Raw genomic sequence first — 24,407 nt, forward strand, 5'->3', positions numbered from 1 at the left:
TTGAATCGGATAAGTCAGAGAGGATTACTGAATGTTCTCTTCATCACCGAACTGGCCCTGGAACAGGACAGAAGAGAGGTAACGCTCTGCCGCTGATGGCAGGATAACCACAATGTTCTTGTCTGCAAACTCAGGCAGGGCAGCGATGCGGTTGGCTGCTACCACGGCTGCACCGGAAGAGATACCGACCAGAATACCTTCCTCTTTCATCAGGCGGTGAGCCATCTCGATGGATTCTTCATTGGTCACAGTTTCGACGCGGTCCAGCAATTCCAAATCCAGGTTACCCGGGATGAAACCGGCACCGATGCCTTGAATTTTGTGTGGTCCAGGTTGAACGGTTTGGCCGTTCATGGTCTGGGTAATTACCGGAGAGTCCGCTGGCTCAACGGCGACAGAGGTGATCTGCTTGCCTTTGGCATTTTTGATATAACGGCTGACACCGGTAATGGTACCGCCGGTACCTACGCCTGCTACCACCACATCCACTTCACCGTCTGTATCATTCCAGATCTCCGGACCTGTGGTCTGCTCGTGGATCTGTGGGTTGGCCGGGTTGCTGAACTGCTGCAGCAGCACATACTTGTCGGGATCTGAAGAGCGGATCTCTTCAGCCTTATCGATAGCGCCTTTCATCCCCTTGGCACCATCGGTCAGTACCAGATTGGCACCCAATGCTTTCAGCAGTTTACGACGCTCCAGACTCATGGTGTTTGGCATGGTCAGAGTTAACTTGTAACCGCGGGCGGCAGCTACATAGGCCAGTGCAATACCAGTATTACCTGAAGTGGGCTCGATAAGCTCTTTGCCTTCGGTGAGCAAGCCTTGCTTTTCGGCATCCCAAATCATATTGGCACCGATACGACACTTAACGCTGAAGCTCGGGTTACGGGCTTCTACTTTCGCCAGTACCTTGCCGTTGCTGACACGGTTTAAACGAACCAGTGGTGTGTGGCCTATGGTCAGTGAGTTGTCTTCGAAAATCTTGCTCATGGAATCTCTACTCCTTTGATTGCGTATGTAGAGCATAATTGCTGGCAGGCGTTTTTGAAGTGATTGTTTGCTATGCGTTATTCCATTTGGTTATACCATTATTTGCTGTTATTAAATTTTAGATGGCATGAAGGAGTAAGCGAGCTGGGAAGCCTGTGGTTTGGTGACGGAATAAAGAAGGGCAGCAGCCTGGTTGGTTTTGCACTGCTGCCCATAAACTTTAAGGTTGAACCTAGATCAGCCAGGCGTAGCTGATTTTCATAAACAGCGTCTGCTCATCCTGGGTCAGGCTTTTAATCTCATCATCCTGACGGAAGCCATCTGAGTAACCAAGATAAAACACGCTTTGTGGATTCAGCTGGTAGCCATACAGCACTTCGTTAAACATGCCTTTGTATTCGCTGTCTGGCGTGCTGTAGAGGTAGAGTGATGGATCGCGCTGAATGTCCGTATAGACAGAGCTGACACGCAAAAAGCTTTGCAGACTCAGTTGCCAGTTCAGGCGCAGATCACCCAGTGAGGCGTTAAACAGCTCACCCTCGGCAACATCCAGGCTGCGGTACTCCCAGGCGAAATCCAGTGCCAGGTTGTCCATCACATCCCAGGAGATACCGGGGCGGAAGCGGGTATTGGTGCCGGGACGGTTATTGGCAAAATCTATGGTGTCGCCGTAACTCATATTAAGACGGGTCTTGATGGTCTGGGCAGGCCAGAACTCCCCATAAAACCAACCGAAGGTTTCGTGAAACAGCGTGGTGTTATCTTCTATATTGAGGATGGACTTATCTTCCCGCAAGCCAACCCGGCTGCGATGTACCAGTCCCATTTCCATATAGCTCTGCAGCTTGCCCTCAAGCTCCAGCGAGGTTTCAATTTCCCGCTCAAGTTCTTCACCGGCGTCGTTGTGGGTGATATCCCAGTCTCCACCCCAGCGAATACGGTTGAAAGTGGCATCTTCCGGATACCAGATATACCCGCCACCGGCGACAAATTTATTAAAATCGACTCTGTCCACAAAGCCCAAATCCGCGCGGTAGTCCGCTGACGTTGCCTGATAGTGGAGATTGGCATACCAGTTACGGGTTTCCCTCTGGTATCTCAGCCGCAGCAGATCTCCGTCAAAGTCCTCCTGTTTGAGCAGGCGCAGTACCCGCTCATTGATATCACAATCGCCGCGTTCACAGCCGCCTGGCGGGATTTCGCAGTTGTCACTGTCGCCGCAGAACTCCTTGTAAAGACCTTCAGGGTACTGAGTATTACTGACGGAGTACTGGGCTGTGAAAGTGTCCTGATCTGTGGGTTGATACTTAATATCAGTGGCGAATTGATAGTTATGGTAATCCCCGGCTTTTCTCAGCGTCGTCAGCGCGCCGATCGAGAGTCCGGATGACACGTCATAGCGATAACGGCCCACCACATTCTGGCTTTCTTTGTCTATGCTGGCGACAGAAGAGGAGAGGTTACCCGGCACCAGAAATCGGGTTTGAGTGTCGTTGGCTACCAGGGCGCCAAAGGTATGTTGTCCTTCCCGGCCGGTAAGCTTGGCACCATAGTCAGGGTCGCCGATATTCCGCGTGTACACCAGGTTCATCTGGGTGTCGAAGTAGTCTTTATTATCCAGGAAGAAGGCGCGTTTTTCTGGAAAGAACAGGGCGAAGGTGTTGTTAACATCTAACTGTCCTGCATCGGCCTCGACCTGGGAAAAGTCAGGGTTAATCGTGGCACTGAGCAGCAGGTCAGGGGTGATGCCCCAGCGCACGTCAACTCCGACATCAACATCGGTTTCATCTTGCCAGTCACCGTTTGGCAATTCCCTGTCACGGTTGTGCCCGGCGACTAACGATGGAGTAATTTGCAGGTCATTACCCTGTTCCAGATCCTCAAGCCCGGTCACCACACCCAGCTGACACAGGGTACAGTTATTGTCCCTGTCTCTGGCCTGGGTCGACAGTCGGTGGTTTTCATCTCTTGGCCAGTAGCGGATCAGCTCAAACCCCCACTCCTGAACACTGGCCTTGTCGAAGTTGAACATACGAAATGGCAGCTCAATTTCGACCTGATACCCTTTATCTGTCATCTCTCCTGCGGCATACCAGATACCGTCCCAGGCGTCACTTTCGCGGCCGGTCAGCTCGTTTTCTATGGAGTCAGCCTGCACTCCGAAAGGATTGATAAAGAACTGGTAGGCGAGTCTTGCATCGTTATAAGTATCGAGTTTAATCCCCACCAGATCGTCGCCCCAGTTTCTGTCTCTGGGGCTGAGATTGGCGCGGATTTTTGAGGGATCAGGATCATGGGCAATAAAGGCCACAAACAGACTTTCCTGGGTTGCAAAGATTTTTGCATCGGTCATTACCGGTGCCGGCGTATTCTCGCCGGGGCCAGTTTCAATGGTCAGTTGGGTAGTGGCGGCTTGTTGCCAGACGGCATCATCCAGTCTGCCGTCGATTTCAGCAGGTGCAGTGAGCATGGGGATGTCGAGATGAAAGTTACCGGCATCTCCGGCGGTGGCCCCAAAAGAACTGCCAAGCAAGAGTGCAAGGGCAAAATATTGGCGTGGCATGTTTTTATTTCCTGTTGTTAACGCCTTGTGATTTCATTGTTATTTTGCCCGTAATGGCAGTGGGGTTGAAGGTAAGTGGGTAATAAGTATGTTACAAAACATGAAAAACGCAGCCTGAGCTGCGTTTTATCTGGTTGAGCGGGAAAAGGCAGGATTAATCCGGGGCGATTGCCGGGTTGCGATAGGCCTCGCGATATTTATCAACCCACATGGCGGTCGCACCGCAAATTGCCACAGGCATGACGATAAAGTTCACAATAGGGATCATGGCGAACAGGGTCACAGTAGCCCCAAAGCTGAAGGAGCTGCCACGGGTTTGCTTAAGAGCAAACTTCATATCATCAAAGGGAACCCTGTGGTTATCGAAGGGGTAGTCGCAGTACTGCACAGCCATCATCCAGGCACTGAACAGGAACCAAAGCACCGGCGCCACCATCTGACCCAGAACCGGCACCCAAAACAGCAGCAGGAAAACAATGGCTCTGGGCAGGTAGTACTTCAGCTTGGTCCATTCCCGTCCCAGCATACGGGGTATATCTTTGACGGTATCGACGGCACCGCCGGTATTGACCGACTTGCCGGTGAGCATCTGTTCAACCTTCTCTGCCAGCAAGCCGTTAAATGGTGCTGCCAGCCAGTTCATCACGGATGAGAAGATGAAGGCCATCACGACCACCATACTGATAACAGCCAGTGGCCACAGCAGGAAGTTAAACCATTGCAGATATTCAGGTAGCTGGCCTTCCAGCCAGGCAAACATGCGTTGCAGCTCGCCGAAGGCAAAGTAAAAGCCTGTGGCAAACAGCAATATATTTATTAATAAAGGAATCACCACAAAGGTGCGTAATCCGGGACGGCGAATAAGCTCGAACCCATCCATAAAATAATTGACGCCACTTTTGGCGGCTTTTGCTGTCTCTTTCATCTTCTATATCAGCATAAATCAACTCGTTAGCTCCGATTGTGGGCAAGGCTTGCGCGGAACACAAGCACAGGAGCGTTCAAGGGGGAGAAAAAGCGTTACAAAATGCTGCACCCTTTGATAAAGTTGCCTCCATAACTTCAGGGTTTTACTGATTATTTTTTAACGGCTTATTCCGGACCAACGTCGCCCACATGAGACTGAAACAGATAAAACTGGCTGGATTCAAGTCGTTTGTCGATCCCACCAAGATCCCTTTCCTTAAACCTTTGACCGGTATCATAGGTCCCAATGGCTGTGGTAAATCCAACACCATTGATGCCGTGCGCTGGGTACTGGGGGAAAGCAACGCCAAGCACCTGCGTGGCGATGCCATGACAGACGTTATTTTTAATGGCTCTTCTGCCCGTCGCCCTGTCTCTGTGGCCTCGGTTGAACTGGTGTTTGAAAATCTGGACGGTCGTTTGGGCGGCCAGTATGCCAGCTATCAGGAGATCTCCGTTAAGCGTCAGGTTAACCGTGATGCCGAGTCCAGCTACTTTCTTAATGGCCAGAAATGTCGTCGTAAAGATATTACCGATCTGTTTATGGGAACCGGCCTGGGTCCCCGCAGTTACGCCATTATTGAACAGGGCACCATCTCCCGTCTGATCGAGTCCAAACCCCAGGAACTGAGAGTCTTTATTGAAGAGGCCGCGGGTATCTCCCGCTATAAAGAGCGTCGTCGGGATACCGAGAACCGTATTCGCCATACCCGTGAAAACCTCGAGCGCTTGGGAGACATCCGGCTGGAGCTGGGCAAGCAGCTGGATAAGCTGGCGAGTCAGTCTAAGGCGGCGCAGCGCTATCGAGAGTATAAGCAGGAAGAGCGGCAAACTCAGGCACAGCTGTTGGTGATGCGTTATCGCGAGCTGATGCAAAGAGCCGACAGCCTGACGGATGAGATTAACAGTAATCAGCTTGAGCAGGAGAAACTGCTGGCTGCCAAAGCTTCTGCTGAAGCCAACAGCACTCGGGAACGAATCAAGGTTGAAGAACTTGAGCGACGTGAGCAGGAGTTGGTTCAGGCCTTCTTTCAGGCCGGTACTCAGGTGGCAAGACTGGAACAGCAACTGGCTCACGAAGTACAGAAGGACGCGGGTCTTAAGTCCTCTCTCGATAAGCTGGCCAATCAAAGAGAAGCACTGGTTAAAGAGCGTCAGATATTGCTGGAAACCATTGCTAACCTAAGCAGCAGTCGTGAGCCTTTAGCTGAAGAAGCGCCGTTGCTGGAAGAGATGCTTGCTGAACTGCAAGAGCAGTTTGCCGGGATGGAGGAGCAGAAAGACGCGCTGGATAGCGACCTGCACAGCGCCAGACAACAGCAGTCAGAACTCCAGTTGCAACTCGCCAAATATCAGGGGCAGCAGGAGCACAGCCGCCAGTTGTTAGTTATGAAGCGAGAGCAACTGCAGGAGCTTGATGACAGCAGTGACTCTTCGGCGGGGACCGATAAAATCTCCGATCTGCAGCTTCGTCTTGATGAGCTTAAAGAAAGACAGGATGAAGCCAGATTTCAGCTGGAAAATCTCAGAGATGGGTTAAACCAGCTGAATCAGCAGCGCGAGCAGGCAGAGGCCGACAGTCAGAAACTCAGAGCCGAACTCAGCGGCAATGAATCCCGGCAGACGCTGATCCGCCAATGGCTGGATAAAGCTGCTGGTGATGAACAGCCAGGATTGTGGCAGGTGTTGGATGTTAAGCCCGGTTGGGAAGATGCCGTATCACTGTTGCTGCGTGGCTGGCTCGACAGCCCTGTCGTTGACGATAACGCCGATGCCGGTACAGGTAATGCCTGGGTAAAAGCCGGTGAAGGCACTGTGCTGCCGCAGCTCAGTGCGCCGGTCAATCTGGAGCCCTGGCTTAAAGATGTTATTTGGCTTGATTCTCTGAATGAGGCGAAAGGCCGTCAGGCCAGTCTGGCTGCCCACGAACGTATTGTCACCGCCGATGGTTATCTGGTGGGGCAGGGCTTTGTGCTGAGTCAGTCTGACGCTGAAGACTCTGCCATGGCGCTGCAGAATGAGCTGCAGGCGTTGGAAAACGCAGCCGAGCCCCTGCTTAAAGCGGCTGGTGATGCCAGTGAAGAAAGTCGGCGATTAAAAGGTTTGATTGATGAGCAGACCAATAGACTGGATGCAGCCAGACAAACACTTGAGCAGGAATCCCATGAACTGATCCGGGTTGAACAGACTCTGCGCAGTGAACAGGAGTCTTTGGCCCGGCAGCAGCAACAGCTGTCTGCCAAAAAGCAGAAAACCGACAAGCTGAAGCATGAGATCGCCTCTCTTGAGGTTCAGGTCGAAGGGACTGAAAAACAACTGGAGCAGGTTAAGGTCAATGGCGAGGGGATCAACGAAACCGTAAGCCAACTGACACAGTCACAGTTAACTGCTGCTACCGCGCTCAGAGATTGTAAGGCACAGCTTGGCAGCCGCCGGGAGCAGTTACAACAATTGCAGCGGCAGCTGAGCCACGCCGAGACACAACTGGCGCTGAGTCGACAGCAGGAATCCCAGATCAACAGCCGTCTGGCTGAGCTGGATGCCAATGAGACTGAATTGAAAGACCAGCGTCGGCAACTTGACCCGGCCGGAGCCGGTGAGCGGGATGCTGTCCAGCAGGAACTGCAGCAGCAGATGGCCCGTCACAGTGAATTGCAGCAGCAACTTGAACAAATACGCGCCGAACAGGCCAGTTGGCAGGCCCAGCTGGAAGCATCACTATTGATGCAAAAACAGGAAGTTGGCAAGATAGAGGCGCTGAGTCAGAGTATTGCCGATCTGAAATTGAAAAGAGAAGGCATTAAAGGCCAGGCAGGCAGCCAGATGCAACTGCTCACTGAAGCCAATATCCGGCTGGATGAAGTGACGGGCAGTTTGCCGGAAGAGGCTAATGCAGAAGTTTGGCAACAAAAGCTGGATAGTCTGAGAGGGAAGATCTCCCGACTTGGCCCTATCAATCTGGCGGCCATTGAAGAGTATGAACAGCAGAGTGAGCGCAAACAGTATCTGGATAACCAGAATGATGACCTTGCCTCTGCGCTGGAAAGCCTGGAAGAGGCTATCCGTAAAATCGACAGGGAAACCCGAACCCGTTTTAAAGCGACGTTTGAGCAGATAAACGCGGATTTGGGCAGTTTATTTCCCAAGGTATTTGGCGGCGGCAGCGCTTATCTGGCGCTGACTGATGATGACCTGCTGGAAACCGGTGTCACCATTATGGCCAGACCGCCGGGTAAGAAAAACAGCACGATTCATCTGCTGTCCGGTGGTGAAAAAGCGCTAACCGCTTTATCATTGGTGTTCGCTATTTTCCGGCTGAATCCAGCACCTTTTTGCATGCTGGATGAAGTAGACGCTCCTTTGGATGATGCCAACGTCGAGCGATTCTGCCGCCTGCTCAGGGAGATGTCCCAGAGCGTGCAGTTTATTTATATCAGCCATAACAAGATAACCATGGAAATGGCAGATCAACTAATTGGGGTAACTATGCATGAACCCGGGGTTTCTCGCATTGTTGCTGTGGACTTGGAAGAAGCAGTGGCTATGGCCGATGCTGGATAATTAGAGTTAACGACAGGGTAACCAATGGAAAATTTTCAACTGGTATTGTCAGTCTTGGGTGGCGTCGCCATTGTCGCGGTGCTGGTGCATGGATACTGGTCAATCAGGAAGCAGCAACCCAAGCCCCTGCGAGATGGCACATCTGCACGTGCAAAGCAGGAGCCGGGCGCATCCCGTGATAAAGAGGGCTTTGATGCTGACGGTATTGGTCAGGTGCGTGTGGTCAAGGTCAATGACGAGCCAGAAGAGGCAGAAGCAGCGCCTGCGGCCGTCAAGGTTGAACCTCAGGTTAAGCAAGAGCCTGTGATTGCGCCAACCAGACAGGAACCCGTGATCAAACCTGAAGCTGAGGCCCCGGTTCTGGGAGAACAGGCCAGCCTGTTTGCCGAAGATGAGCTGACCACTCAGGCAGAAGAAAAAGTGAAACCCGAGGCGGTGGAGCCAGTCATCGAAGAAGCACCTGTTCAGGATGTAGAGCCAGAGTTGGAGCGGGAAGAGGAATTGCCGGACCCTCAGGATGTGCTGGTATTGCACGTTTGTGCCAAAGAGGGTGAAGAGCTGGCGGGCGCCGAGTTACTGCCATGCCTGCTGACACTGAACTTCAAGTTTGGTGATATGAATATTTTCCACCGTCACGAAGACAATGCAGGCACAGGAAAGGTGCTGTTCTCTCTGGCCAACATGGTTAAGCCAGGAGTATTTGACCCGGACAATATGGAGCAGTTCAGCACTCAGGGTATCGCCCTGTTTATGACACTGCCTTGCCATGGCGATGCGCTGCGCAACTTCTCAATTATGCTGAACTCCGCATGCCAGCTGGCAGATGATTTGGGTGCAGAAGTGTTGGATGACAGACGTCAGCTCTGGCACGCCGACACCAAGCAAGCCTACCTGGAACGCATCCGTGCCGTGGTGCAGTAAGGCTCATCAACAGAATTAACCGCTTCAAGGCCGCCTGTGCGGCCTTGTTCATTTCGGATAAGAGATATGCAAGAGATCCAACAGAAAATCCAGCAGCTTTCCAATGAGCTGAACCAACACAATATTCACTATTATGTTGATGATAATCCGACTATTCCTGATGCTGAATATGACCGCCTGATGCAGGAACTCAAGCAGCTGGAAGCTGACTATCCTCAGTTTGCACTTGCTGACTCGCCAACCCAGCGCGTCGGTGGTATGGCACTGGATAAGTTCAATCAGGTCGCTCACCTCAAGCCAATGTTGAGCCTGGATAACGCCTTCGATGAGGAGGATTTTAACGGTTTCCACAAGCGTATTACTGACCGAGCCGGACAGGTGGCATTCTGCTGCGAGCCCAAGCTGGATGGACTGGCTGTCTCGCTGTTGTATCGCAATGGTGTGCTGGAGCGTGCTGCAACCCGGGGAGACGGCACCACAGGGGAAGAGATCACTGAAAACGTCCGTACCATTCGCTCTGTGCCTTTGCGCCTGCGTGGTGAAGGCTACCCTGAGCTGTTGGAAGTTCGCGGCGAAGTGTTTATGCCCAAAGCGGCATTTGAGGCACTGAATGAGCGCGCCATCAAGAAGGGTGAAAAGACCTTTGTAAACCCGCGTAACGCTGCTGCAGGCAGTTTGCGTCAGCTGGACAGCAAGATTACGGCTTCACGTGCACTGGCTTTCTATGCTTACGCGCTGGGTGTGGTTGAAGGCGAGCACACGCCGATGGCGGGTGGTCACTATCAGCAACTGATGCAGCTGAAAGAGTGGGGGTTCCCGGTCAGCAGTGAAGTGAAGACAGTGGATGATGTGGCTGGAGTATTTGCTTACTACGCCGATATTTTGAAGCGTCGAAGCGACCTTGCCTATGAAATCGATGGTGTGGTGCTTAAGGTCAATGATATTGCCCAGCAGCAAACTCTGGGCTTTGTGGCCAAGGCGCCGCGCTGGGCCATTGCCTACAAGTTTCCGGCGCAGGAAGAGATGACCCTGCTGGAAGGTGTGGACTTTCAGGTGGGACGTACCGGTGCAGTAACGCCGGTTGCCCGTCTTAAGCCGGTATTTGTAGGTGGGGTGACTGTCTCCAATGCTACCCTGCACAACGCCGATGAAATTGCCCGTTTGCAGGTGAAAGTCGGTGATACGGTTATCGTACGCCGCGCCGGTGACGTAATCCCGCAGATAGTTGCCGTGGTTGCTGACAAGCGTCCTGACAATGCCGCTGATATTGTATTCCCTCACGACTGTCCTGTGTGTGGCTCTTTGGTTGAACGTCTGGAAGGCGAAGCCGTGGCCCGTTGCTCCGGTGGTCTTTTCTGCGAAGCCCAGCGTAAGGAAGCCATTAAGCACTTTGCCTCCCGTAAGGCGCTGGATATCGACGGCATGGGCGACAAAATTGTTGAGCAGCTGATTGATAAAGAGCTGGTGGCCAGCCCTGCAGATCTGTTTAAGCTGACAGCCTCAATGTTGACCATGCTGGAGCGTATGGGCATGAAGTCGGCCAACAATCTGGTGGCAGCGCTGGAAGTCAGTAAGCAAACTACCTTGCCACGTTTCCTGTACGCCCTGGGTATCCGTGAAGTAGGAGAGGCTACTGCCGCCAACCTGGCCAACTATTTCAAAACACTGGAAGCGCTGCGTGAAGCGACCGTCGAGCAGTTGATTGAAGTAGAAGATGTGGGTGCTGTTGTGGCCCAGCATGTGAAGTCTTTCTTCGAGCAGCCTCATAACAATGAGGTGATCGACAAGTTGGTTGAAGTGGGCATAGTATGGCCTGCCATTGAAGCGGTAGCTGAAGATGCGCAACCACTGAAAGGCGAAACCTGGGTGCTGACAGGTACGCTGACCCAATTGAACCGCAACGATGCCAAGGCCCGTCTGCAGGCACTGGGCGCTAAGGTTGCCGGTAGTGTATCCAAAAACACTACCCGCCTGGTTGCCGGTGAAGCCGCAGGTTCAAAACTGGCCAAAGCTCAGGAACTGGGCGTCGAAGTGTGGGATGAAGATCAGTTGCTGGCTTTGCTGAATAAATAACAGCAGGTCAGGAAGCCAGACTGACATAAACCAAGAACCCGGCAAAACCGGGTTCTTTTGTATCCTGGATAACTCGTTGTTGGACAGTAGTTACTTTGGATTATAGGGGTATAACGTACTAAATAGGCGTAAAGTGCTTAGCTAAAATTAGCGACGAAGTAGCGCAAGCCCTGTGTTTCGCATCCTTTTGAGTAATTTGTTAAGTAGACGATTTCCACTTAGCTACAATACTTTCATATTTTTCGCCAACCAGTTCATCAACGTCAGGGCACGAAAACAAGACAACTTGAAGCGCATTATAGGATTTTGGAAATGCTGAAAGTTTTTCCATTATGCTCAGTGCTTCTGAGTCAGATATCTCAGTTTTGTTAATATATGAAAGGGAAGCTGGTTCTACGATGTCCTGCACTGGGCTGAAAGACGATTGCTTCCAATATTTATACATTTCCATATGCTTTACTTGATCCAGCTTCTCTGAAGAAGGAACTCTGCATATTTCTTGAAGTACGAGAAAATGTGCGTCTTCACCTATTTCAATTGATTGCCCAATAATTCGCTTCCACTCACTTTCTTGATGGTAAGGAAATTTGCAATCAATGCTGTAATAAAATTCTTCGTAGGTCATTTCAATGCCATACTTTCCTTGGCTACTTAACGCCCCATTCAGGGGCTTTTAATTGCTGGCTAAAATAACGAACGCAATGAGAAAAAGCCAACTGTTAAAAGTCCCGCACTGCAGTGGTTTGTTATATTACTTAACCTGAGACTACCTCCCAGAACTTTATTCTAAACTGAGGTACACCAACAAATAGAACAATAAAACCCAAAACTATGCAATTTATACACACCAGCATAAGCGTTGCAACCAATTTACGTCTATCTTCATTTTTCTCATAGTACCGAGGGAAAAAGACAGATAGCCCTGAATGCTTAAGTAAAAACGGAACATTCTCTCCATATTTATGCAAGCTAGAAAGCCCAATAGCGGCCGCAAAGCCACAGGCAAAGCCAATAATCCACACTACTTTAAATATACTTACAACAATATCAATGTTCATAAAGGCATATAATATTTTAATAACGAGGGTGCCTGTTTATCTGAATAACCTGACGGCCTATTTATCCATTTTTGCGCTACCATGCTAACCATCCGTTTTAGTCACTAAATCTGCTACTTAAAGTATCTATGGATAGATAACTTTACGGACAAATTGAGACGTCTCGTTATCTCGCACCAAGCGTTACGCTTATTGGGTAAACGTTACCAGCAACAGGCTAAAAAATCGACACTTTTTGACTATTCAGCAGATAAATGTGAAAGTGCCGCGTGCGATAACTGGAGTCGTTTCCTGTTATCTCAGATTTAACGGGACAACTCCGAGCTGGTGGAATACACCAATTTCCCGTCCGAAGTTGCCGGAGGGAAATGGCTTCAATAGCAAGTCCCGTCATGGATGACGGGGCAGGCACCGCTGAGCCATGGATGGCGAATCGGTGTCGATTGCGTAATTGAAGTCATTTTACGATGGATCACAACTTCGGTTGGGGCGGCAAGGGAGATGCAAGAGGAAATTGCTGTTGATCCCCTCTTGCCCCGTGTGGGTGGAACCCACGACCTTTTATCGCCTGAAGGCGATTACCTTGCCATGCCGCAGGCAACTTTGGGGCAATTTCAAGCATCAGCTCTATGGGGGCTCTGATAGATCTTCCACAATCAAGACAAGCTCAGTGACATGATGAAATCATCATTAAAGCGCCACCATCTTTCCCCCAAGGGTTGAATTCCCCGATAACATCGCCATATCTCAAACAACTGAACAGCAAAACCCGGATGCGTACTTTGAACCTTAATCATGTCTACTGGATGGACGACAACGGCCACATCAAACCACCTAAATACCTGTACCTGCTGCTGGCTTTCCTGGCCAAGGCCTGGGTGGTGTGGGTGATGTCTCTGACACAGCACAGTGATAGAGCTGCCCTGGTTCGTACCCTTTACCCCATGCAGGCAGATTTTGTTCAGGCTTTGATGGTAGGCGCCGGAGCGGTGTTTATATTCCTGCTGGTATTGGCTGAAAGACGTCGCAAGCCTGAGTGGGTTATGCCTGTGTTCAAACAGGGGCGGGCTATTTTGATGGCTGTGCTGGTGGCAGAGGTTGTGGTTTGGGTACAGAGGTTTACACACTCAGATATGCTGTTTCACTGGGGCGTGGCACTGGATGCTGTCGCACTGTTCTGGTGTGGGATTTATCTGTTGAAATCCCGCCATCTCAAGGTTTACTTTAAAAGCTGGATACCCGAGAAGCAGTGATTTTCAGCCTGGCGGCCAGTATTTTCGTCCCTGTGATTGGCATATCGCTGGATGGTTTTTGAACAATAAAGCCAACATCCTCCGTAAGGATATTCTCACGTCCGCCAAGATGTTCTATATTTCAATGTATTAGTCGACTTCAGGACCATACGGAAAAAGGAGCCTTGTTGGCAAAGTCCGATCCGGTTCAGCTGCCGCTGAGCAAGGTCAGGGTAGGGCATACGGTTAAGTTGCCCCTGGCCTGGAAAGATCATCCGTTTTGGATAAACCGAATTAAAATCGAAGAACCGGCCCAGATTGAGATGATCAGAGGGCTGGGGGTTGAGTTCGTCTATTTACTTGCCGGTGAATTACCCCCGGACATTATGGATGATGAGCCAGAAGTCGATGAAGTGGTTACTGAAGTTGCTAAGCCAGCCAGCATTGATCAGCAGCTGGAAACCCGTAAAGCGATACGCTTAAGCCAAAAAAGGTTTTTAAACTCAGTTAACGGCAGCCGTACTGTTTTTGGCAAGTTGCTCAGTGACCCGGAAGGTTCCCTTGAGTTGGCAACCGGCTTGGTTGAAGAGCTGGCCGGCCATTTGGATGAAGGTATTAAACCCTACCTTGCTTTGGTGAGCAGTGGCGAGTCGGTGGTGGGGGTAACTCAACACTCAATCTCTGTTATGGTGCTGGCCATGATGATAGGCAGGGAGATGGGGCTTGACCGTGAACAGATGTGTCATATTGGTCTTGGTGCTCTGTTCCACGATATCGGCAAACTCAAAGTGCCTGAGTCGATTCGCAATAATCCCGGTGAGCTCACTACCCCTGAGCGTAATTTCCTGAAAGCCCACCCCAATTTCGGCCATGAGATGCTAAGTCGCAGTGGCCTGTTCCCTGAGCCCGTTTTGCATATTGTCCGGCATCACCATGAGTATTTTGATGGCAGCGGCTATCCCGATGCTCTGGCAGGCAAGGACATTCCGTTGTTGACTCAGATAGTGTCACTGGTGAATGACTTTGATCACCTGTTGGTGCGTGAAGATGTTCGTTCTCCCCAGGTGGCGCTCGGCTTTATTTTTAAGAAGCGGGCGGGTAAGCACGATATGGAGCTGATTAAGCTCTTGGTGCGGGTGTTGGGTATTTATCCGCCCGGTACTTTGGTTCAATTGTCAGATGGCTCAGTGGGTAAGGTCATGCTGACTTCCGATAAGGTGAAGCAGCCTCAGGTCTGGTCCTGCACTGTGGAAGGTGAAGAGCCCTGTCTGCGTTTTTTGCGTCAGGAAAAGGTGCAGGTGCTTGATGTGGTCGCCGCCGATGAATTGGCTCCCCAGGCTGCCAAAGTGCTGCAGGCATACGCCAATATCAGCTTTTATTTTATCTCGCCCGTCACAGCTTGAGTGGGGTTTCCCTCTGACACACTGATGAGCAGTTTTCCTGTCTTGTGGACTTGTATCCATCCTGTTTGTCTCTATTCTGTAGCAAATTCTAAAAAAGGAACTGACAGATGAAAATTGCCGTGACCGGCTGTGGTTGGTATGGACTTGCACTGGCTAAGGTATTGCTGCAACAGGGGCATACCGTGATTGGTTCCAAGCGGGACAGTGCAGGTTGTGAACAGCTTGAAAAAGAGGGGATTCAGGCGGTGGCACTGGATCTTGCCGCTGAGGTGGATGCTCTGGCCTGCGCACCGCTTGTTGATGTTGATGCCATGGTGGTGAATATACCCCCGGGCCTTAGAAGAGGAGATTCGGATTACCTCGGCAGGCTGCAAAAACTTAAGCAGTTAATGCTGCCCAACAGGCTGAAGAAACTTATCTTTATTTCCACCACCGGGGTTTATCCCAATGCCGGACGTGTATCTGAAGCCGATGCCGGTGTTTATTCTACTGGGAGTGAAACATTGCTGGCTGCAGAAGCCCTTTTTCTTGATGCCCCGGAATTACTGAGTGAGGAAGGTCAGGTATCTGTGCTGCGGTTTGCCGGTCTGGTGGGCCCAGGGAGACATCCGGGGCGTTTTCTGGCGGGTAAAACAGGGATTACCGGCGGCAATCAGTCGGTTAACCTGGTGCACCTGGAAGACTGTGTGGCAGCGACCTGTTTACTGCTGGATGCCGGGCGGATTGGCTCTGTCTATAATTTATGTACCCGGGATCACCTACCCAAAGCTCAATTTTATCCCCTTGCTGCCGCTTCCCTTGGCCTGGAGCCTCCGCAGTTTGGAGATGATGCCGACACTGATAAGCAGGTCGATGGCTCCCATATCTGCCGCGAGCTGAATTTCGACTATAGATACAAGTCTTTGATAGATTTACTGAACTTCTGTTGAGCCTATTTTCCCTTCTGATTTTCCTCTGAATTGACGGCGCAGTGTTTCCACTGCGCCGTTTTTACTTTCGACATTGGTCTAATACTGAAGGAGTAGAGTTTGCTTCTTTTGAAGGATAATTTTTGTTAACTGGTTGTTTTGTAGTGGTTAAGTGTTGACTCTGTTGTGTTTCGCAACCGCCGGTTAGACCAAAGTCGCGATTGTGACCAAGACCCCCCTTGTTAGATTGGAACTCGACTGAACTACTAGAAAAATACAGGGGAGTCACACTATGGCTTTTGAAAATGAAGACAAGGCCAAAGGTTATTGGCGAGAAAACCTCCGCTTGGTGCTGGGGTTGTTGGCGATCTGGTTCTTTGTTTCTTATATCTGCGGCATTGTGCTGGTTGATGTATTGAATCAGGTTGAATTTGCGGGCTTTAAGCTTGGGTTCTGGTTTGCACAACAGGGCGCCATGTACGTGTTCGTAGCTTTAATTTTTGTCTACGCGGTGAAAGCCAATGCGTTGGACAAAAAATATAACGTCCACGAAGATTGAGGAGCGCTGAAATGGATTTGCAAACTCTGACTTATATCATTGTTGGCGCGACCTTTGCGCTCTACATAGGTATCGCCATCTGGTCCAAGGCCGGTTCCACCAAAGAGTTTTATGTTGCCGGTGGTGGTGTGCCTCCTGTAATGAATGGTATGGCGACAGCCGCTGACTGGATGTCAGCCGCGTCCTTTATCTCACTGGCGGGTATCGTTTCATTTGTGGGTTTTGACGGCAGTGTTTACCTGATGGGCTGGACCGGCGGTTATGTGCTGCTGGCAACCTGTATGGTGCCTTACCTGCGTAAGTTTGGTAAGTACACAGTACCTGACTTTATCGGTGAGCGTTACTACTCTCAGGCGGCGCGTACCGTTGCCGTAATCTGTGCCATCTTTATCTGCTTTACCTATATCGCAGGTCAGATGCGTGGTGTGGGTGTGGTGTTCTCCCGCTTCCTGGAAGTGGAAGTGGATACCGGTGTTTATATCGGTATGGCCGTGGTGTTCTTCTACGCCGTACTGGGTGGCATGAAGGGGATTACCTACACTCAGGTGGCTCAATACTGTGTGATGATTTTTGCCTTTATGGTGCCAGCTATCTTCATCTCCGTGATGATGACCGGCCACATCTTCCCTCAGCTGGGCTTCGGTTCTCAGGTGTTGGATGCTGCGGGTAACCCTTCAGGTACTTATCTGCTTGAGAAGCTGGATGGTCTGTCTACTCAGCTGGGCTTTAACCAGTATACCGAAGGCTCCAAGTCCATGATTGACGTGTTTGCCATTACCGCAGCCCTGATGGTGGGTACTGCCGGTCTGCCTCACGTTATTGTGCGCTTCTTTACTGTACCCAAAGTAAAAGACGCCCGCTCAAGCGCAGGTTGGACGCTGGTATTTATCGCTATCATGTACACCACGATTCCCGCAGTTGCTGCTTTCTCCCGTGTAAACATGATTGAAACCATTAATGGTCCTGAGTCTACCGGGGTTGCCTATGAGACCGCGCCACAGTGGATTAAGAACTGGGAAAAGACAGGGCTTATTACCTGGGATGACAAAAACGGCGACGGCAAGATGTTCTACGCCAATGGCGAGCAGAACGAGATGAAGATTGACCGTGACATCATGGTACTGGCGACCCCTGAAATTGCGGATCTGCCAGCCTGGGTGATTGCATTGGTGGCTGCGGGTGGTATGGCGGCGGCACTGTCGACCTCTGCCGGTCTGCTGCTGGTGATATCCACCTCTGTTTCACACGATTTGCTCAAGAAAAACCTGATGCCTAATATCTCGGATAAGAAGGAGTTGATGTACGCCCGAATAGCCGCGGCAGTCGGGGTTATCGTAGCAGGCTACTTCGGTATTAATCCGCCCGGATTTGTGGCAGCTGTGGTGGCGCTAGCCTTTGGCCTGGCAGCGTCGAGCCTGTTCCCGGCCATTATTATGGGTATCTTCTCCCGTACCATGAACAAAGAAGGTGCTATCGCCGGTATGGTGACAGGCCTGGCATTTACCTCCGGCTATATCGTTTACTTCAAGTTTATGAACCCGGAACTGAATAATGCTGCCAACTGGCTGTTTGGTATCTCACCTGAAGGTATTGGCTTTATCGGCATGATAGTCAACTTTGCCGTGGCCTTGGTGGTAAGCCGTATGACCACCAAGATCCCGGATGATGTGATTGAGATGGTGGAAGGTATCCGCTTCCCCAAAGGTGCCGGTGGCGCCCAGGATCACTGAGTCTGATGCCTGACTGAACTGAAAAAGAGCGCTTCGGCGCTCTTTTTGTTTAAAGATAAGCCATTGGTCGAATGGAAAAACTATTGAAGACAAAGGTAATTTGTGAGGATAACAGCAAAGGACAACCCAATGGATTCAAGCGAGCTTCAACCCATTTTTGATTTTGTTAATGGCCTTGTACCTTTCAATCAGTTGCAACCTGAGAGCCTGGAGTGGGCTGCAAGGCAACTGGAGATAGCCTATTTCCCCGCTGCCTCTCATATTGTGCCCCTGAGTGACGATGACAGGCGGCTTTATATCGTTCGCAGCGGTGCTTTTGAAGTACGGGATAAAGAAGGGGAGTTGGTCGACAGACTGGGAGAGGGAGATTACTTCGGTTACCCATCATTACTTTCCGGCGATGAGATCAGCAACAGTGTCAAGGTGTTGGAAGATGGGCTGGTTTATCAGCTTCCCGAAGAGTGCTTCAGTGAATTGTGCAGTGCCAACCGGGAATTCAGTCGCTTTTTCAACCGTGCTTACGCCAGACGTATGCGTCACGAGGGGCGTTTTAAAGCCAGGTCTATGCTCACCACCAGTCGTTTGAGCAGTCTGATGTCGTCCGACCCGATAACCATAGATATTGACCAACTGGTGGGCGAAGCGGCGCGTTTGATGTCGCAACACAGGGTGTCGTCAGTGCTGGTACAGGAAGGTGAACAGCTGGTTGGTATATTGACCGACAGGGACTTGCGCAGCAGGGTGCTGGCAGAGGACAAAGGGCCATTCACCCGGATAGCCGATGTGATGACAACAGCCCCTTTGACCGTCGAGCCTGAGACCCTGGTATTTGAAGCGACAGTGTTGATGGGGGAACACAATGTTCATCATCTGCCGGTTACCCGAAATGGCAAGCCTGTGGGTATGGTCACCAGTACCGATATTCTGCGCAGTCAAAGCTCCCAGCCTTTATTGATGATGGGAGAGATTGACAGACAAACCCATATCGAAGGTTTGGTAAACCTCAGTAAGCGTATCCCCATGTTGCTGCAAAACCTGATTAGCGCAGATGCCAGAGCTGAAGAGATAGGACGTATTCTCACCTCTGTCACTGATGCCCTGACCCGCAGATTAATTGAGCTGGCGCAATCTCAGTTGGGTGAAGCGCCCATGGATTTTTGCTGGTTGGCGTTTGGTTCTCAGGGAAGACAGGATCAGGTTGCCTGCTCAGATCAGGATAATGGTATGTTGCTGGCCAGAGAGCCGGACAGCCAGGAAGCTGAGTATTTCAGTCAGCTCGCCAAAATTGTGTGTGATGGTCTGGACGCCTGCGGCTATATCTATTGTCCCGGTGACATTATGGCGATGAACCCCAAGTGGCGTATGTCCCTTAAAGAGTGGCAGCAAAGGTTCTCCTCCTGGGTAAACAGTCCAGAACCCAAAGCTCTGATGCATGCCAGTATCTTCTTCGATATGCGTGCTATCTATGGACCTGAACGTCTGTTCGACGGCTTGCAGTTAAGCGTTCTGGAGCTGACCCGGGACAATGACATCTTTCTGGCTTTGTTGACCGGCAACGCGATGAACTCCCGTCCACCATTGGGGTTCTTCCGTCAGTTTGTACTTGAGCGTGATGGCAGCGAGGTTAAGGGAATCGATCTCAAACACAAGGGCAGTGCCATCATCAATGATATTGCCAGAGTGTATGCCCTGAGTGCCGGTGTGCGGGAAATCAATACGCCAAAGCGAATAAGGCAATTAGTCGATTTGGGAGTTATCAACCGCAAGGATGCCCTCAACCTCGCCGATGCTCAGGAGTTTATTGCCCATATGCGTCTGGCCAATCAGGGGCGTCAATTTGAAGAGGGTCAGAAGCCTGATAACTACCTGAAACCCGGAGCGGTATCCTCTCTGGTCAGGCATCAGCTTAAAGAGGCCTTTAAAGTGGTTGATGACGCCCAGTCCGGGATTCGCCTCAGATTTATGCGGGCTTATTGATGAGCAGTGTGCCGGGTCTTACAGCACTGGCTCGCTGGCGCCTGAGCAGACGCCTTAACCATGAAGCTGAACATTGCGCTGTACCCTGGCTTGCGGCTTATCTGGCGAGCCTTGCGGATTTGCTCAGCCTGCCGGTGTCTCAGATGCCGCTGCTTGCATTTGACTTGGAAATGACGGGGCTGGAGCCCAGCGTTGATGAAATATTGAGTATTGGCGCTGTACCTATCGACGGGCCGAGGTTAACACTGACTGGTGCCTGGCACAGCCTAGTTGCCGGTGATACCGGGGTAGGGCAGAGCGCCTGTATTCACGGTATTGTGGATCAGGACCTGCAGCAGGGCACCAAACTCGAGCGCGCCTTGGTGGAGCTGTTTGCCAGAGCAAAAGGCCGCTGGCTGGTGGCCCATCATGCCCCTCTGGATATCAGCTTCCTGACCCATGCGATTGAACACTTGTATGGCATTAACGTCAGTTTGCCGGCGATCGACACCATGGCGCTGGAACATCGAAGATTGCAAATGACTCAACAACCCTGGGTTGAGGGCGGCTTAAGGTTGGCTGCTTGCCGACAACGCTATGGCTTACCACTCTATCCGGCCCACAATGCGCTGATGGATGCTATCGGCTGCGGTGAGCTGCTACTGGCCCAGAAGTCCGCTATGCAGCCCGCCAGTGTCATCGAGCTATTGCAGTAATCGCAACAGGCGTTTACAAATTTTGCCCCCCTTCACTGTCACTTTATGCTTTAGTAAAAAGAGAACAGTTTATGCTCGGTAAAAGAGCGGTGGATTTGGAGACAGTCTATGGCATGGCCCCTTATTTGGCTTGGTGGCGCGGCACTGGGTGCTTTGGCACTGGCCGAGGAGAAATCGCGGCGCGACCGGCTTAACCTGGATCGGCGATTGGGCAGGTTATCTCCTGAGGATAAAAAGTCAGGTGCAGCCCTGACGCCCAGCGTATTGCTCAGAACCGACAGCAAAACGGCTCCGGCTCCAGGCAGTATCGTCTGTTGCCATGTCTATGGGGTGATTGAACACACTGGCATATGGCTTGGTGATGACATGATTGCTGAGTTGCATGGTTCCGGGCTTGTTCGGGCTGTATCTCCCCGGCGTTTTTTGGCCGGTCGAACCGGTGACAGTATCTTTGTGGCGGCGACCGCTTCCCATGAGGCGATGGCGCAGGAACAAACCGCCAAACGAGCCATGGACAATCTGTTTACCTATCGCGACTACGACCTGCTCGAGAACAACTGCCACAGATTTGTGTGGTACTGCATGACTGGAGAGGAGCAGGAGATCCGCAGCTTCGACGGTTTTAACGAAAAGCTGAGCCTGCATTTTGGTAAAACCGTATTCTGGGATCAGTTGGCGGCATAAGTACTGCGTCAAGCTACATAATAAATAAGCTACACAATAAAAAAGCCACCTCGCGGTGGCTTTTCTGATTAGTCTTCGTGAGTCTTACTGCAGAAGTAGTCGGCAGCGCGTTTAACCAGCTCAAGACCTGTTTGGTCACAAGGCGGTAACTGCGCATCTGTCTGAGCCAGAGGTGTGACTCTGTCACCCCATTTAATCACTGCTGCAGCTGAGGTCAGACCGGCACCGAATGCACAGGACAGGATAGTTTGTCCCGGCTGAATGCGGCCCTGCTCGATAGCATCACAGATTGCGATTGGAATGGTTGCTGCACTGGTATTGCCATAATTGGCAATATTGACAAAGGCTTTCTCTTTATCAATCTTCATACGACTTACCAGAGTATCGATAATGCGCTCGTTAGCCTGATGCGGGATAACCAAATCCACATCTTCTTTATCCAGATCGCACTTCTCCAGTACCAGCTTGCTTAGCTTGCCCATTCCGGCAATGGCACGTTTAAAGATCTCCTGACCGTCAAACTGGATAAAGAAATCCAGAGACTCGGGGCTGAATCTGTCCATACTGGTACCGAACCCGGCTTTCAGAATATCGCGGCCAGCAGGGTCGTTATTCAGCTCATAGGCAAGAATACCTTCCTTTTTATCTGTGGCTTCGACCACAGCTGCACCGGCTCCATCACCGAACAGTACTGCCGTCTCTCGGCGGGACCAGTCCAGATAGAAAGTCAGGCGTTCAGCGCCAATCACAAGGACTCTCTGGCATTGGCCACTGCGGATTTGACCGCTGGCCAGGCCCAGTCCATACAGGAATCCACTGCAGGCGGCGTTGATATCAAAAGCAGCGCACTTGGCACCGATGTTAGCCTGGACTGTAGCAGCGATATTTGGAATAAGGGTATCTGGGCTGGCGGTGGCCAGAATGATCATGTCGATATCACTGCCTTCCAGGCCAGCGGCTGCCAAAGCGTGCTTGGCGGCAACTGTTGCCAGTTCAGAAGTGCCGACATGGCTGATATGACGTTGTTTGATACCTGTTCTAGGACGGATCCATTCATCAGAGGTGTCGATAAAAGTCGACAGATCATCATTGGTTAGAACTGCAGGGGGGACGCATTTTCCCCATCCGGTGATAGTGGCATACTGCATGAATTTCTCTCGTTATTATGGCGGCAAGTGCCGCAAACTCAGGCTGCTTAGACTTGGTTGCCCGTTATTCAGCGTCGGATTTAAGGACGGTGGCGACCAATTTTCTAATATCGTCAGCAGCTCTTAAAATATGCTTTTCCAGCAAAGCGACGGCGTTTTCAGTGTCGCGGGCTCTACAATAACGCAGTAGATCCTTGTGGTCCTGCTCTGCCTGAGGAACACCTCCGGTCAGCAGCAGTTGCATACGTATATAGCGGTCGCAATTGGTGTTCAGGCCCTGGACGACTTCCAGAGTATGAGGGCGCTTGGCGGCCAGATAAAGGCTGGTGTGGAACTCAGTATTTAACAATGCCCAACTGCCTATGGCATCTTCGCTGCGAAAAGCCTGTTCCATCTTGGAAAGCGTCTGCTCGGCCTGAGCGAAGTCTTCATCTTGCATATTGGGGATAGCTTTGGCAAGAAGTTCGGTCTCTATCATGGCTCTGAGTTCAAACAGCTCAGTAACTTGTTCAATAGAGAGTTCAGTTGCTGTCGCGCCTTTATGGGCTTCAAATTTGACCAGCCCTTCAGCTTCAAGCTGTAACAGGGCTTCTCTGACAGGAATACGGCTGACATTGAGTTCTTCAGCAAGTGCGCTCTGACGCAAAGGTTCACCAGCGGCAATTTCACCAGAGAGGATTTTTTCCCTGAGCACCTCTACCACTACCTGGGTCCGAGTCTTGTGAATAATGGGAGTTGAACGGCTCATATTCCCCTTACTTTTTATATTTAGAATCATGATTATCGCGTTAGGTTAACGCCTAAGCGCTGATAAATAAAGCAACTTGGACCAGTGGGGCAGGTTTTGCGGCTAGATAACCCAACAATTGCCATGGATGAAATATCTAGATTGTCTCCGACCATGTTGAGGTGAAATAATAGCGGCGACTAAATGAATTTGGAGGCTTTGGTGAAGAAAGCGGTTTTTCTGGATCGGGATGGAGTTATCAATGTCGATCACGGTTATGTACATCAGGTAGATGACTTTGAATATGTAGAAGGCGTGTTCGATGCCTGCCGCGAACTGAAGCAAATGGGCTACCAGCTGGTAGTCGTGACTAACCAGTCAGGAATTGCACGGGGTTATTACACGGAAGATCAGTTTCATACGCTGACCGAGTGGATGGATTGGAACTTCGCAGACAAGGGTGTTGAGCTCGACGGTATCTACTATTGTCCTCATCACAGCGAAAAAGGGATTGGTGAATACAAAATAGATTGTGATTGCCGCAAGCCCAAGCCTGGTATGTTGGAGTCTGCTGCACGTTTCCTGAAGCTGGATCTGTCTCAGTCCATTATGGTGGGAGACAAGCGTGATGACATGCTGGCGGCCAAAGCAGCCGGTGTTGGTACCGGAATACTGGTTCGTACCGGCAAGTCGGTTACCGCAGAGGCGGAAGCTGAGGCAGATATAGTCTTGAATAGCATTGCTGATGTTCCGGCTTATATAAAGAGCCAAAAATAAACAAAAACCACCTGACAAGGTGGTTTTTTCTTTATGGTTTTGTTGCCAGTTATGTGTGCAAACCTATGTTTTGGCGTAAAACTCGCCAGTTGAACTGTTTTTTTCGAAAATTGATTAAAAAGGCTTGCAGGAAAATCTGCCTTGCCTATAATTCGCTTCCGTTGAGACGCTGAAGTGAACGCGTCACCAATAACGAAGCTCAAAATGAGCGGCGATATTGGTCGCCCGTAAGGGCTTTGTTCTTTAAAAATTTATTACTAGACAATCTGTGTGGACATTCACAGTAGTTGATGAGGTCGACAAAGACTTATTCTCCTTCACTGGAGACATCAATGAACGAAGTTCGCGCAGCATGCAGATTTGATTTTACTTTCTAAAAGTAGAAACAAATTGAACAGAATTCATTGAGCAGTTTGGCGTAAGCCGAACAAC

Annotated in this window: 18 protein-coding genes; 12 read left to right on the forward strand and 6 right to left on the reverse strand. The window is 50.8% G+C overall.

The genetic code is table 11. The features are described 5' to 3' along the window. Nucleotides 1-24: 24 nt before the first annotated feature. The 3 genes from cysK to cysZ all read right to left on the reverse strand — a co-directional run bounded on the left by cysK (nucleotide 25) and on the right by cysZ (nucleotide 4,481). On the reverse strand, nucleotides 25-993 hold the full coding sequence (gene cysK / locus L2725_RS17660) for a cysteine synthase A (RefSeq protein WP_115137944.1): 969 nt from the start codon (nucleotides 991-993) through the stop codon (nucleotides 25-27). Nucleotides 994-1,225: 232 nt separating this feature from the next. Next, complete coding sequence (locus L2725_RS17665; RefSeq protein ID WP_249250172.1) at nucleotides 1,226-3,556, reverse strand: carbohydrate binding family 9 domain-containing protein; 2,331 nt, start codon at nucleotides 3,554-3,556, stop codon at nucleotides 1,226-1,228. Between the two features lie 154 nt (nucleotides 3,557-3,710). Then, nucleotides 3,711-4,481: a sulfate transporter CysZ gene (gene cysZ / locus L2725_RS17670; RefSeq protein WP_248934790.1), complete on the reverse strand. Its 771-nt coding sequence runs from the start codon at nucleotides 4,479-4,481 to the stop codon at nucleotides 3,711-3,713. A gap of 191 nt (nucleotides 4,482-4,672) precedes the next feature. On the opposite strand from cysZ, the gene L2725_RS17675 reads away from it, so the two are divergent. The 3 genes from L2725_RS17675 (at nucleotide 4,673) to ligA (ending at nucleotide 11,077) form a co-directional block, all read left to right on the forward strand. After that, nucleotides 4,673-8,083, forward strand: a complete 3,411-nt coding sequence (locus L2725_RS17675; RefSeq protein WP_249250174.1) for a chromosome segregation protein SMC — start codon at nucleotides 4,673-4,675, stop codon at nucleotides 8,081-8,083. A gap of 24 nt (nucleotides 8,084-8,107) precedes the next feature. Continuing rightward, entirely contained in the window at nucleotides 8,108-9,004 is an 897-nt protein-coding gene (gene zipA, locus L2725_RS17680) for a cell division protein ZipA (protein WP_249250176.1), read from the forward strand. 66 nt (nucleotides 9,005-9,070) lie between these two features. Beyond that, nucleotides 9,071-11,077 (forward strand): NAD-dependent DNA ligase LigA, encoded by a 2,007-nt coding sequence (ligA, locus tag L2725_RS17685; RefSeq protein WP_249250177.1) that lies wholly within the window; start codon nucleotides 9,071-9,073, stop codon nucleotides 11,075-11,077. A gap of 199 nt (nucleotides 11,078-11,276) precedes the next feature. On the opposite strand, the gene L2725_RS17690 is transcribed toward ligA, so the two are convergent. Next, nucleotides 11,277-11,702 (reverse strand): hypothetical protein, encoded by a 426-nt coding sequence (locus tag L2725_RS17690; RefSeq protein ID WP_249250178.1) that lies wholly within the window; start codon nucleotides 11,700-11,702, stop codon nucleotides 11,277-11,279. Between the two features lie 1,206 nt (nucleotides 11,703-12,908). Here L2725_RS17690 and L2725_RS17695 point away from each other — a divergent pair. The 8 genes from L2725_RS17695 to L2725_RS17730 all read left to right on the forward strand — a co-directional run bounded on the left by L2725_RS17695 (nucleotide 12,909) and on the right by L2725_RS17730 (nucleotide 21,323). After that, nucleotides 12,909-13,388: a DUF2919 domain-containing protein gene (locus L2725_RS17695; protein WP_249250179.1), complete on the forward strand. Its 480-nt coding sequence runs from the start codon at nucleotides 12,909-12,911 to the stop codon at nucleotides 13,386-13,388. Nucleotides 13,389-13,555: 167 nt separating this feature from the next. Further along, complete coding sequence (locus L2725_RS17700) at nucleotides 13,556-14,770, forward strand: HD-GYP domain-containing protein (RefSeq protein ID WP_249250180.1); 1,215 nt, start codon at nucleotides 13,556-13,558, stop codon at nucleotides 14,768-14,770. A gap of 107 nt (nucleotides 14,771-14,877) precedes the next feature. Next, nucleotides 14,878-15,699: an SDR family oxidoreductase gene (locus L2725_RS17705; protein ID WP_249250182.1), complete on the forward strand. Its 822-nt coding sequence runs from the start codon at nucleotides 14,878-14,880 to the stop codon at nucleotides 15,697-15,699. A 271-nt stretch (nucleotides 15,700-15,970) separates the two neighbouring features. Further along, nucleotides 15,971-16,237 carry a DUF4212 domain-containing protein gene (locus L2725_RS17710; protein ID WP_115137957.1) on the forward strand — a complete coding sequence of 89 codons (267 nt, stop codon included), beginning with the start codon at nucleotides 15,971-15,973 and terminating at the stop codon, nucleotides 16,235-16,237. 11 nt (nucleotides 16,238-16,248) lie between these two features. After that, a complete protein-coding gene (locus L2725_RS17715) occupies nucleotides 16,249-17,967 on the forward strand; it encodes a sodium:solute symporter family protein (RefSeq protein ID WP_248934781.1) in 1,719 nt (572 codons plus the stop codon). Between the two features lie 129 nt (nucleotides 17,968-18,096). Further along, nucleotides 18,097-19,944 (forward strand): DUF294 nucleotidyltransferase-like domain-containing protein, encoded by a 1,848-nt coding sequence (locus tag L2725_RS17720; RefSeq protein WP_249250184.1) that lies wholly within the window; start codon nucleotides 18,097-18,099, stop codon nucleotides 19,942-19,944. Next, nucleotides 19,944-20,639: an exonuclease domain-containing protein gene (locus L2725_RS17725; protein WP_249250186.1), complete on the forward strand. Its 696-nt coding sequence runs from the start codon at nucleotides 19,944-19,946 to the stop codon at nucleotides 20,637-20,639. The genes L2725_RS17720 and L2725_RS17725 overlap by 1 nt, the downstream gene beginning before the upstream one ends. Nucleotides 20,640-20,747: 108 nt before the next feature. Continuing rightward, entirely contained in the window at nucleotides 20,748-21,323 is a 576-nt protein-coding gene (locus tag L2725_RS17730) for a lecithin retinol acyltransferase family protein (protein WP_249250187.1), read from the forward strand. 68 nt (nucleotides 21,324-21,391) lie between these two features. Here the strand turns inward: L2725_RS17730 and L2725_RS17735 are convergent, their stop codons facing one another. Continuing rightward, the gene (locus tag L2725_RS17735; RefSeq protein WP_115137962.1) at nucleotides 21,392-22,471 is read right to left on the reverse strand and encodes a ketoacyl-ACP synthase III; all 1,080 of its coding nucleotides are present in this window, start codon (nucleotides 22,469-22,471) and stop codon (nucleotides 21,392-21,394) included. Nucleotides 22,472-22,535: 64 nt separating this feature from the next. Continuing rightward, nucleotides 22,536-23,219, reverse strand: a complete 684-nt coding sequence (locus L2725_RS17740) for a GntR family transcriptional regulator (protein ID WP_249250188.1) — start codon at nucleotides 23,217-23,219, stop codon at nucleotides 22,536-22,538. A gap of 201 nt (nucleotides 23,220-23,420) precedes the next feature. Between L2725_RS17740 and gmhB the strand changes: the two genes are divergently transcribed. Continuing rightward, complete coding sequence (gene gmhB / locus L2725_RS17745; protein WP_248934775.1) at nucleotides 23,421-23,975, forward strand: D-glycero-beta-D-manno-heptose 1,7-bisphosphate 7-phosphatase; 555 nt, start codon at nucleotides 23,421-23,423, stop codon at nucleotides 23,973-23,975. Nucleotides 23,976-24,407 lie beyond the last annotated feature (432 nt).

The organism is Shewanella corallii, assembly GCF_023349125.1.
Classification (GTDB): domain Bacteria; phylum Pseudomonadota; class Gammaproteobacteria; order Enterobacterales; family Shewanellaceae; genus Shewanella; species Shewanella corallii.